Origin of the sequence: Prevotella sp. S7-1-8 (genome assembly GCF_000758925.1) — a bacterium.
Lineage (GTDB): Bacteria > Bacteroidota > Bacteroidia > Bacteroidales > Bacteroidaceae > Prevotella.
Genome location: NZ_JRNC01000004.1, coordinates 18,092 through 29,698 on the forward strand (window position 1 = coordinate 18,092; position 11,607 = coordinate 29,698).

The 11,607-nt window shown below is 53.5% G+C and carries 6 protein-coding genes; 3 read left to right on the top strand and 3 right to left on the bottom strand.

Going from position 1 to position 11,607, the window contains the following annotated elements; translation table 11 throughout:
* Positions 1-5 precede the first annotated feature (5 nt).
* Positions 6-2,855, top strand: a complete 2,850-nt coding sequence (locus HMPREF1640_RS00660) for a pitrilysin family protein (protein WP_081935226.1) — start codon at positions 6-8, stop codon at positions 2,853-2,855.
* A 208-nt stretch (positions 2,856-3,063) separates the two neighbouring features.
* Here HMPREF1640_RS00660 and HMPREF1640_RS00665 read toward each other — a convergent pair whose 3' ends face one another.
* Positions 3,064-5,802 (bottom strand): hypothetical protein, encoded by a 2,739-nt coding sequence (locus tag HMPREF1640_RS00665; RefSeq protein ID WP_036891499.1) that lies wholly within the window; start codon positions 5,800-5,802, stop codon positions 3,064-3,066.
* A 46-nt stretch (positions 5,803-5,848) separates the two neighbouring features.
* Complete coding sequence (locus HMPREF1640_RS13070) at positions 5,849-6,019, bottom strand: hypothetical protein (RefSeq protein WP_156098655.1); 171 nt, start codon at positions 6,017-6,019, stop codon at positions 5,849-5,851.
* 603 nt (positions 6,020-6,622) lie between these two features.
* Here HMPREF1640_RS13070 and HMPREF1640_RS00670 point away from each other — a divergent pair.
* Entirely contained in the window at positions 6,623-9,847 is a 3,225-nt protein-coding gene (locus tag HMPREF1640_RS00670) for a S41 family peptidase (protein ID WP_036891514.1), read from the top strand.
* 206 nt (positions 9,848-10,053) lie between these two features.
* On the opposite strand, the gene HMPREF1640_RS00675 is transcribed toward HMPREF1640_RS00670, so the two are convergent.
* Positions 10,054-10,860 (bottom strand): tyrosine-type recombinase/integrase, encoded by an 807-nt coding sequence (locus tag HMPREF1640_RS00675; RefSeq protein ID WP_036891501.1) that lies wholly within the window; start codon positions 10,858-10,860, stop codon positions 10,054-10,056.
* Between the two features lie 181 nt (positions 10,861-11,041).
* Between HMPREF1640_RS00675 and HMPREF1640_RS00680 the strand changes: the two genes are divergently transcribed.
* Positions 11,042-11,607: restriction endonuclease subunit S (locus tag HMPREF1640_RS00680; RefSeq protein ID WP_036891515.1), on the top strand; the 566-nt coding region annotated here is incomplete at its 3' end.

An 11,607-nucleotide genomic window follows, 5' to 3' on the forward strand; every position in this document is an offset into this window, starting at 1 on the left:
ATACCATGACCTATCACTCAACAATATATCGCGCTTTTGTCGCCAAAGCCATCCTCGCGGTGGGCTTGGCGATAGCCCACGTGGCAACCGGCATGGCCCGGGAAATGAACCTTAGGCAGGGCAAGTTGCCCAATGGGCTTACCTATTACATAGCCAACGGGGGCGGGACGCCCGGCTCCGTGCATTATTACATGTACCAAAACGTTGGCGCCATCCTTGAGGACGACGCGCAAAACGGGTTGGCGCACGTGTTGGAACATCTCGCGTTCAACACCACCGAGCATTTCCCGGAGGGCGTGATGACATTTCTTCGTGGCAACGGCCTGAACGCGTTCTCGGCCTACACGGGCCTGGACGACACGCGATACGCCGTGCGCGACGTGCCCGCCAATGACAAGCGGCTCAACCGGCGCATGCTGCAACTGCTGTACGACTGGTGCCACGGCGTGCGCATAACGCCGCAAGACGTGGACAAGGAACGCGCCATCATCATGGAAGAGTGGCGACAGCGCAACGACGTGAACCATCGCATGAGCGACTTCATAGCGCCCGCCATCTACAACGACGCGGGATACGCGCGTCGCAACGTGATTGGTGGGGAGGAGCGGTTGCGCTCGTTCAAGGCCAAGGACGTGCGGCGTTTTTACGACACTTGGTACCGACCGTCGCTGCAATATATCGCCATCATTGGCGATATAGACCCCGCCGCCGTGGAAAAAGACGTGAAGGAACTGTTCGGCAAGTTGCTGGCCAAGAAAGTTCCGGGGCACGCCGACGCTCGCCTTATCGCCGACAACGCTGACATGAGGTACGCTCGTTTCATAGACGCCGACAATGTGTCGCCGTCGTTTGGCTTGTACGAGCGCAAGTCGGACCAACGCCTGAAGGCCAAGGGAGGCGCCGTGGACGAGCATCTGTTCACCCAAATATTCAACCGTTTGGCCCCGCGCCGTTTCGCCGCGTTGCGCAATGCCGGCAAGGAGCGGTTTATCGCCGCGTCGGTGAGCCTGTCGCCGTTGGCGCGCGGATACTCGCAGCTGGCTTGGGACATGGTGCCTTACGAGGGCCAGCAGCTCGCGGCGTTGGGACAGCTGGCCGACGTGCGCGAGGATTTGCGCGTCAATGGTTTCAAGGACGAGGAGTTTGACGCCGCTTGCACGGATATGTACAAAGGCATGAAGCAAGTGCTTGCCGACGACGCAGGCCTTGGCACGCCGGACAATCTCATGGACCTCTTCAGGCGAAACTTTCTTTATGGTGACACGATCGTACCTTTCAGGGAGCAGATAGCCACGTCCATGGAACATCTCGTGGAGCTTGAAGCGAAGGACATGAACGCGTGGATGCGCTCGTGGATGGATGGAGGCAACCTCGCTTTCGTGACCTACTCGCGCTCGGCAGACGAGATGAACGTGTCGGCCCAGCAGGTGGCCGACGCCATCGCCGACGCTTCGCCGGCACGCCTGCGCGACGCGATGGACCAGCCGGCGCCAACCAATATATTGGCGAGCAACCCCACCCCCGGAAAAATAACGCACGCCAAGAAGATAGCCGAGCTTGACGCCGAGGAGTGGAGGCTCAGCAACGGAGCCACCGTTTACTACAAGCGAGTGCCCGATGGCTCCGGACGGCTGTTCTTCGCGGGGTCCGCCGCGGGAGGGAGGGCAGCCGTCGACACCAACGACATACCCTCGTACACGGCCATGAAGGCCTTGGTCATGCAGAGCGGCGTGGACAGGTACAACCGCAACCAGCTCTACCAATGGGTCAAGGACAAGGATTTCGACCTCAGCATATCGCTTGCCGACGAGAGCGATGGCATCGGTGGCAATACGGCCGTGGCACATGCCGACGACTTTTTCGGCTACCTGTACCTCGTGCTCACCCACCAGCGGTTCGACCGAGACGTGTTTGACAAGTACGTGGCGCGCTCCAAATACATTTACAACACGCGTGTCACCACCGGCATGGCAGCCGCGCGAGACTCCATACAAGCGTTGCTCTATCCCGTGTCGGCGGACAATCCCAGGCACGACTTGGCCTTCTACGACCGTATGCGCTACGCCGATTTGCAGCCGCTTTTCAACCGTAGCTTCGGCAACGCGGCCTTGTTCAAATTCTGCTTGGTGGGCGACGTGCCCGAGGACGAGGCCCGCAAGCTCGTGGAGCGATACATAGCCGCGCTGCCCGGGCAGCCCGGCAGCCAGCCGCGCCGGTTGCGAGGGTTGGACTTCTCGTCGCCCGAACGGCTCATCAGGCGCGTGTTTGACATTGACATGGAGGGCGACGCGGGCGAGGTGGAGCTTACTTGGCTCAACGTCGTGAGTCTCTCCAAGAAGGAGCAAGCGGCCCTTGAGACACTGCGCGGCATATTGGAAAACCGCCTCTTCTCCGTGCTTCGCGAGCGCGACCACGCCGTGTACAGCGTGGGCGTCAAGGCCGATTACACTGAGCGGCCAGCCGCGAGCGTGACGCTAAGCGTGCATTTCTCCACCTCGCGCGACAAGGCGTTGCCTATGAAAGAGGAGGCTTTGGCGCAGCTTGGGCGCATCGCCAAGGGAGATTTCAGCCGGGATGAGTTCAAGGCGGCCATGGTGCCGCTGGCCGTGGACGACATGGCGCCGTCCGGCAAGGGCTCCATGCCGTCAGACCCCATGCTCTGGATGGGCGCGCTCAACGTGTACGCCGAGCAAGGCAAGGTGCCAAACCTTGCCGACGACCATGGCGAGAGCGTCTACGAGAGCCTCACGCCAGAGCTTGTGGCGGCCGTGGCCGCCAAGGTGACGAAAGGCGCGCGCCAGCGCGACATCGTGGTGCGTTCGTTGCCGCCAAACCGCCAAAAATGGGAAAAATGACTCGTGGCTGTCGTCGTGGCCATGACACGCCACCTCCGGATTGCCGTCAACGCGTCGTGTCGGGCGCGCCATGATGGAGCCAAGGGATTTGGTGGCGATGGGAATCAAAAAAAACAGGGAACAAACTCAACGATAAGTTTGTTCCCTGCGCTTTTCTTTGTTTTGTCGTAGGATGGCTCGCGCTCACGCTCCTACTTTACAATGGAGATCACTCTTGGACGGGCAATATGCCACAACCGCTGTTAAATGGAAATTTATTTCCTATCACAGTGGCGGTGGCGTTGCTGGTGGCGGCGGGCGAATATTTCGAGAACGTAATGCCGCTCAGGTTTCCATCCCTGTTTACGCGCGCCGCCCAATAGTACCCGCGTTTCCCGGCATCTTCCACATTCCCCGTCAAGCCGTCGCGACTTGCTGGCGCGAACAAAAGATAGACGTTTTTCTGGCCTTGCCGCATCCACCTGCCAGCGTCCCAATTTCCTTTCGTGTAGGAGTTGCCCTTTTCATTGGTGAAAATGGGAATGTAAGCCTTCGGCATAACCTTGAATCCTGCGGGACATGGGTCGTAAATAGTCTTCACCGTATTTTTTTCGTCATTTATATTATGCAAATCCTTGTAGGTTGCCCATAGCCAATAGGGCTCGCCGTTGTTGAACTCTGAATAGAGATGCTGTCCATAGTAGAATGTTCCAGGGTTTTGGATGAGGTCTTGTATTCTTTCGCCTTCCGTGCCGGCAGGTCGTATGTCAAATCCATCCACTTGGATACTTGGCATTGGGTCTTTCCTGCCAAATTGATAAGAGGTGGTGTTTATTTCTTTGCGGTGAAATGGCTCTTGGATGATCACCACCGTGGCGTTCTGCCCTTGGGCGACATTCTGCTTGAACTTTATTCTTATGCGCCTATCCCCCGTTCTCTCCGTTCCATCGCTGTTCTCGCTTTGCAGCCATTTGACGTACGCAAGCCCCAAAGGCTCACTCGCCACCACATTCACCTTGTCATCCCCTCTCTCCAATGTAGTGGTTTTCAATGCCTCGTCGCGGATCGTGAACCATAGGTGCCATGACCACATGACGACGCCTTTTTTGTCGGTCACGGCCACCACGGCATTGCCATTCCTTATTTTGTCGGGAGTGACGGTAAAGACAAGGTTGTTTTCTTTTATCTCAAGATTTTTGCTTACTATATCGTTGTCTTGCCAAATGATCTTGGCTTTCTCTCCGCCAATGATATAAGGGTTGGATATCTCGTGCCCTTGATAGTCTTTATAGCATTTTTGTCCTGAGTTGTACGCTATCGTATTGTAAGCGCCCTTCTTGATGGCGTTGCCGTAGATCAGTGGAATGGCGTATGTGCCGGGGGCGGAAACGATATAGCAGTTGGCGGTGGTTCCCTTTCCACTTATTACATCGTACCCGCAATTCTGCGTAGCAAGGTTGAATGGAGACAGGCTCGAGCCGTGCCATGAATTAGTTTGTAACTTCTTGTTTCTGTCGGCCAGTTTGTCAACTACATCCCAATGTACGGTTGCCGTAACCTTTTCGCCGTTGGTGGTCGGTGAGCCGTTGCCGGACTCTTTGCTCAGCTTGATAATTTTGTCGGCTTCTGAACGGCTCATCTTTGTCCATGTGTGGCCGTTATCGTTAGACACCTCATACCCATCGACGGACCATGCCAATGGCGCGCCACCGGTTTTGTAGCTCGTGATGTTGATGGGCACGTTTGCTGTCTTTGGTTGCTGGTTGATGTCATAGGACAACACATCTCCGCCATCAACCGTGAGGTGATAGTCGTTTTTGCCAGTCTTGCGATAAAAGCTGTAGGTCTTGGTCGTGCCCGGACTCCAGTCTATTGGCAATGTTTTACGAATGGTTTTTGTACCCACGAGAACGCTTATGGTAATTTTACCCTTTTGCGGAATCATGAACATGGTGTTGGCGTCAGTCCGCGCTTCCGTACCTACGACGCACACATTGTTCACGGCTTTGAATCCGTTCATGTTGAGCAGGGTAAAGGTGGCATTGTCACCGCCTACATTTTCCCAAGTGCCAAATTTGCCGCTCTCCTCGGGCAGGACGTATGTCCCTTTCGCCTTCACGCCGGAAATGGTCACGCTTCTGATGGGTTCATTCTTGCCGTTACCCAACACGTCTTGCCCTATTTTGAAGCGCAAGGCGGTAAGCGGATGCATGAACTTTAGCTTTATCGGAGGGCATTTGTCTTCATTTTTGTTCTCTTGGCTGAGAGTAACCACGTCTGACGTGGCGGTGACAAGGTCCGACTGGTGCATAACGTTATTACACACCTTGAACTCTATCTTTTTGTTGCCATCCTCATCCTGCTGCAAACTGGGCAGTTTGGTATCAGGAAAATTATCTTCCAAATATGGAATATAAGGACCGTAGGCGAAAAACTGTCCGCATGGCTGGCTGCCTTTCCATATCAGCGAGCCGTCCAATGGCGAGCCGTTACCGTTGAAAGCCTGGTCCTTGAATTTGGTGTCCATGGATAAATAACCAGGTTTTGCGCCAAAGAAGGCCGTGGCCTTGAATTGATTGGACAGCGAGCCGTTTGTAACTGACACATGCGTGCCTCTGCTAACGATTTGAGCCTCCTCGGTTTCGGCGGGCAGCCCGGGGGTTGTCTCTTCCATGATGGTCACGTCGCTGCCGTCTGAGCAGAGGGCGTCGAACGTGCGTACGGTGATGTCCGATGGCTTCAGGCCCTGCATTTGCAGGTGTGTCGCCCGGCTTGCCATCGACTTCGCCAGCGCCTCGTCGGCCGTGCGCGTGGCGTCTTGGATGTTGAACGTGATGCGCATGGCGTCGCTGCCGGCGCTTTTGTTGTTGGCAATATCGTCCGCGCAAGCCGTTGGCAGGAGCGTAAACGCGATTGCGAGCGCGCAGCTCTCCACGTATTTCTTGGTTGTTCGTGTAATTTTTTTCATGTCGTTCTTATTTTGTTTCGCTAAAATTTTAACGCTTGTGTGTGTCCTAATTAAGCTCCCATTCTACCTCTTCTTCTTGCTCTTCCACGCGTTTCTCCTCGCTGATAGGCATAACGGGATCGTTCGCCTTTAAGTGTATGTCAGAGTTTTGTAGGATTTGTTCGCCTGGCGCCGTGTGTATCACTGTGCATGATGGCTTGTAATACTTTCGTTTCATAGTTTAATAATTAATGGTGAATATGCTTGTTGTCTAAAACAACGTTTTTAAAATCATGTCGTGAGATGTTTCTCTAAATTCACGCAAGAAAATATTTCTTGTTAACCGTCTCGCGCGATAGGCAACGCTCTCGGTGTAATTACGAATTATTATCGTTTAAAGTTTTTTTAGCGCAATTATTTATTTCGTGCCTAAAATTACAAAAAATTTCAATCGGTTCACGTTTGTTTTTTTTTGAAACTTGTTAACATTATATAAGGTTACAAGGTTAAGCGCGAACATGCGAGACAGGCTCACGCGACACATGCGACACGCGCGCCCGTTTCGTCTTTGTTGGCGAAAAATTGGCCCGCTTGCCGTAAAAAGAAAGGGCGGTTAATATATTTTAACGCGTGTTGCTTCATAAAAATAAAAATCTATACTACTTTTACATCATTTCCCGCTCAACCTAAACACCTTAAAGGGCCAAAAGCCTTGAGACTATATTATAAATGGCACGCCCGACGCCTTTAAGCTCGGTATCTCGCCACGAGGCATGAGACGCGAAGCATGGGGCGCGAGGCATGGGGCGCGGGCGGTCATGGACATAACGGTATTATCATCATGCTTAAATCAAAAAAAATGTTAGCGCTGGCCTTGGTGTCAGCCTCGTTGTCTGCCCATGGGCAGCAAAGCCCATTGTGGATGCGTCACTGTGCCATCTCTCCCGATGGACAAACCGTGGCTTTTTCTTATAAAGGAGACATCTTCTCGGTGCCCGTCACTGGCGGACAAGCCCTCCAGCTCACCTCCAACGCCGCTTACGACTCATATCCCACTTGGAGCCCCGACGGCACGAGAATAGCCTTCGGGTCAGACCGTGAGGGCAGCATGGACGTGTACGTGATGAGCGCGCGCGGCGGCGAGCCCACCCGGCTGACCACGGCCAGCGGCAAGGAGACGCCCGTGGCGTGGCTCGACAACGAGCGAGTGCTGTTCAGCGCGGCTGTCATGCCTACGGCGCAGTCTATTTTTTTCGCCAGCTCTCAGTTTCCGCAGGTCTACGAAGTTGACACGAAGGGCGGTCGCCCCAAGATGTTCTCCGCGGTCACGATGGAGGACATCAGCGTGAACAAGAATGGCGACATCCTGTACCACGACAGCAAGGGCTACGAGGACGCTTTTCGCAAGCACCACCGGTCGGCCATCACTCGCGACGTATGGCTCAAGAAGGGCGACACCTTCACCAAGCTCACGAATTTCAAGGGCGAGGACCGCACGCCCCGATGGGCGCCCGACGGCCGATCGTTCTACTATCTCAGCGAGGCCGATGGCAGCTTCAACGTTTACCGGCGAGCCGTAAGCGGCGGCCCGGCCACGCGGATAACCCATTTTGACACCAACCCTGTGCGGTTTCTCACCGTGGCCAACAACGGCACGCTGTGCTATGGGTACAATGGCGAGATATACGTGCAGCCCTCGGGTGGGCAACCACGAAAACTCAGCGTCAGCGTCACGGCAGACCGCAATGACGTGGACTTGGAGAGACAGATCAAAACCCAAGGCGCCACAGAGATACAGCTCTCGCCCAACGGCAAGGAGATAGCCTACGCGCTGCACGGCGACGTATACGTGACCAACATAGAGTACAAGACCACCAAGCAAATAACCGACACCCCGCAGCAAGAGCGCGACATCACCATCGCGCCCGATGGCCGCTCCATAGCCTACGCCGCCGAGCGTGACGGCTTGTGGCAAATATACCAGACCACCATCAAGAGCAAGAAGGAGAACCAGTTCGCCTACGCCACCGAGCTGGAGGAGGAACGCGTGGTCAACACGGAGCGCACGTCGCAGATGCCGCGGTACAGCCCTGACGGCAAGAGCCTCGCCTATCTGGAAAACAGGGGCACGCTCATCGCCATCGACTTGAAAAACAAAAAGCCACGCAAGCTCATGGATGGCAAGTACATGTACTCTTACTCGGACGGCGACGTGTGGTTCGAGTGGAGTCCTGACAGCAAATGGATCATCTGCAGCTACATAGGCAATGGCGGATGGAACAGCCAAGACATCGCCCTCGTGAACGCCGAGGGCAACGGAGAGATACACAACCTCACGCAGAGCGGCTACAACGACGTCAACGGCAAGTGGGCGCTGGGCGGCAAGGCCATGATATTCCAGAGCGACCGAGCCGGCTTTCGCAGCCACGGCAGCTGGGGAACGGAAGACGACGCCTATATCATGTTCTTCGACCTTGACGAGTATGAGAAATTCAAAATGACCAAGGAGGAACGCGCCATCTATGACGAGGACCGGAAAAAAGACGACAAAAAAGATAACTCTGAAGGCAAGGCTAAGGGCAAGAACAAAGACAAAGTAGTGGTGAAAAAGGTGAAGGCCGTGAAGCTCGACATCGACAACTGCCGCGACCGCGTGTTACGCCTCACCACAAACTCGTCGCGCATGGGCGACATGGTGCTTGACAATGACGGCGACGCGCTCTATTACCAAGCCGCTTTCGAGGACGGTTTCGACCTTTGGAAGAAAGATTTCAAAGACAACAGCACCAAGCTGCTCATGAAAGGCGTTGGTGGCGGACGCATGATGCCCGACAAAGACTGCAAAAATCTGTACGTATGCACCGACAGGATGATTAAAAAGGTAGACCTTGGCAGCTCCCAAATAAAGAACGTGCCTTTCGAGTCGCGTTTCAATTACAAGCCCTATCAGGAGCGCGCCTACATGTTCGACCATGTGTGGCAACAGGTGAAAGACAAATTTTACGACCCCAAGCTGCATGGCGTGGATTGGGCTGGCTATCGCGACAATTACCGCCGCTTCTTGCCTTATATCAACAACAACTACGATTTCAGTGAGATGCTCAGTGAGATGCTTGGCGAGTTGAACGCCTCGCACACCGGCGCCCGCTACAGTGCCCGTGGCAACGCGATGGTCACGGCGGCCCTCGGACTATTTTTCGACAACAAATACGATGGCGACGGACTAAGGGTGGAAGAGGTAATCAAGCGCGGACCATTCGCCGTGAAAAACACAGGCGTGGACAAAGGCTGCGTTATAGAGAAGATAGACGGCCAACCCATCCTGAAAGGCCAAGACTATACCAGCCTGCTTGATGGCAAGGCTGGCCGACGCGTGCGCGTCTCGGTGTACGATCCCGCGAAGAGAAAACGCTTTGACGTGACTGTCAAGGCCGTTACCCCATGGGCGCAAAACGACCTGCTGTACAAGCGATGGGTGGACCGAAACCGTCACTTCGTGGACAGCGTCTCCAACGGGCGAGTGGCCTACGTGCACGTCAGGGCCATGGACAGCGAGAGCTTCCGCACGGTGTTCAGCGAGCTGCTGAGCGACAAAAACCGCAACCGCGACGCCGTGGTGGTGGACATTCGCCACAACGGCGGAGGATGGTTGCACGACGACCTGTGCACGCTGCTCTCGGGCAAGCAGTACCAAACGTTCGTGCCCCACGGACAAGAGGTGGGCAAGGACCCATGGAACAAGTGGACCAAGCCATCTTGCGTGCTCATGTGCGAGGACGACTACAGCAACGGGTACGGCTTCCCTGCTGTGTACAAGACGCTCGGCATAGGCAAGTTGGTGGGCACGCCGGTGGCTGGCACCATGACGGCCGTGTGGTGGGAGCGGTTGATAGACCCGTCCATCGTCTTTGGCATACCGCAGGTGGGCTGCCGCTTCATGGACGGCACCTTTGCCGAGAACAAAGAGCTTCTGCCAGACATAGAGGTGTACAACACCCCCGAGGACTATCTCTCGGGCAACGACCGCCAGCTCAAGCGAGCCGTTGAGGAGATGATGAAACATTGACGACGCGGCACGACCCGGCTCGTTGGCGCGTGATTGTCGAGCGCTCGCCGCGCGCGCGCCATAGTAAGAAATATGACAAAACCTTCTTCGCGCGTTGCGTATACTTTATATTATATAAAGGTAGCGGCGGAATGACAGGCTCTGGATGGAGTGGAAAGAGACAAGCGTCTCTTTCCACTCTTTTCAGATAAGATGACATTGTCGCTTTACCACGTGATAACCTTGTCTACAATTTCTTGTTGCTCCAAACTGCTTCTGCGCAAATAGATGCGTGTCGTCTCAATGCTTTCGTGTCCCATGAGGTCGGCAAGCAGGGCAATGTCATTGAACTTCTCCAAGAAATTCTTGGCATAGCGATGGCGGAAAGAGTGGGGGTAAACCACTTTCTCGTTCAAGCCATACTTCACGGCATGGTTTTTCAATTGCTGTGATATGCCTCTTGTGGTGATACGCTCGCCAAAGCGGTTTAGAAAGAGATAGCCACTTGTGCGATTGACAGTTTGCAACCACTTCTCCGTTTCCATGCGCAGCGTCTTGGGTATGTAGATACGGCGTATCTTGCCACCCTTGGTGTAGATGTCGTAGTAGCCCGCTTGCACATGCTCTATCTTGATTTGCACAAGTTCGCTCACTCTGGCGCCAGTCGCAGCCAAGAAGCGCACCACGAAGTACCACTCCAAATTGTCTTCCCCCTTCAATTTGTTCTTCAAAAAGATGTAGTCGGCGTTGCTGATCACGTTCTCTAAATAAGAACGCTGCTGCACCTTGACCGACTTCAAGCGTAGCTTCGCCTTGCCCACGAACACAAGATACTTGTTCATCGCCTGAATACGCAGGTTCACCGTCTTTGGTTTGTAGGTCTCAATCAAGTAAGTCTTGTAAACCAACAAGTTTCTCTTGTTCAACTCTTTGTGTCGAGAGCCAAACTCCTTCACGGCATACAGATATGCCGAGATTGTGTTCTTAGCCATATTGCCTTGGCTTAGGAACTCTTCAAACTTTTCTAATTCCATTTCTATTCGTTTATTTTTTAGTGAAACATAAGTTGTCCTAATAAATAAGCATATTTTGTGTTCTGTGAGTTCCCATTATGAGAAGATAATCGCCACGGGCGAGGTAAAGTGCATTGATGACGAAGTGCCGTTTGAGATACCGCAAGGGTGGGAATGGTGCAGGCTAAAACATATTTGCTCTATGCAGGCAGGCAAGAATATCTCTGCAAGCAAAATCTTTTTAGACAGTTCAGTTTCTCATCCTTACAGATGTGTCGGAGGAAATGGAATGCGAGGATATACAGAGGATTTTAATACTCATGGACATTATTCAATTGTTGGTAGACAAGGAGCGTTATGTGGTTGCGTAAACATAGAAAAAGGAAAGTTCTATGCAACAGAACATGCTGTGGTTGTAGATACCTATGAGATTTTATCTCCTTTGTTTATGTACTATTTCTTGACAGCATTAAATCTAAACAAATATGCAACAGCTACAGCTCAACCTGGGCTTGCTGTTTCTAATGTATTAGAAGTGATGTGTCCATTGCCTCCACTCAACGAAGGTGAGCGCATAATTAAAAAACTATCCCTGCTCATACCTTTAATTGAGAATTACAATGTGATACAGGAAAAACAAAATACACTTAATGACTCCATAAAAGAGCAATTAAAGATATCTGTTCTTCAAGAGGCGATACAAGGAAAGCTCGTTCCACAGATTGTAGGCGAAGGCACAGCCCAAGAATTGCTTGAACAGATAAAAGC

Coding starts and splice junctions, on each gene's coding strand:
- HMPREF1640_RS00675 (WP_036891501.1), bottom strand. CDS start 10,860: ATGGAATTAGAAAAGTTTGAAGAGTTCCTAAGCCAAGGCAATATGGCT.
- HMPREF1640_RS00660 (WP_081935226.1), top strand. CDS start 6: ATGACCTATCACTCAACAATATATCGCGCTTTTGTCGCCAAAGCCATC.
- HMPREF1640_RS00670 (WP_036891514.1), top strand. CDS start 6,623: ATGCTTAAATCAAAAAAAATGTTAGCGCTGGCCTTGGTGTCAGCCTCG.
- HMPREF1640_RS00665 (WP_036891499.1), bottom strand. CDS start 5,802: ATGAAAAAAATTACACGAACAACCAAGAAATACGTGGAGAGCTGCGCG.
- HMPREF1640_RS13070 (WP_156098655.1), bottom strand. CDS start 6,019: ATGAAACGAAAGTATTACAAGCCATCATGCACAGTGATACACACGGCG.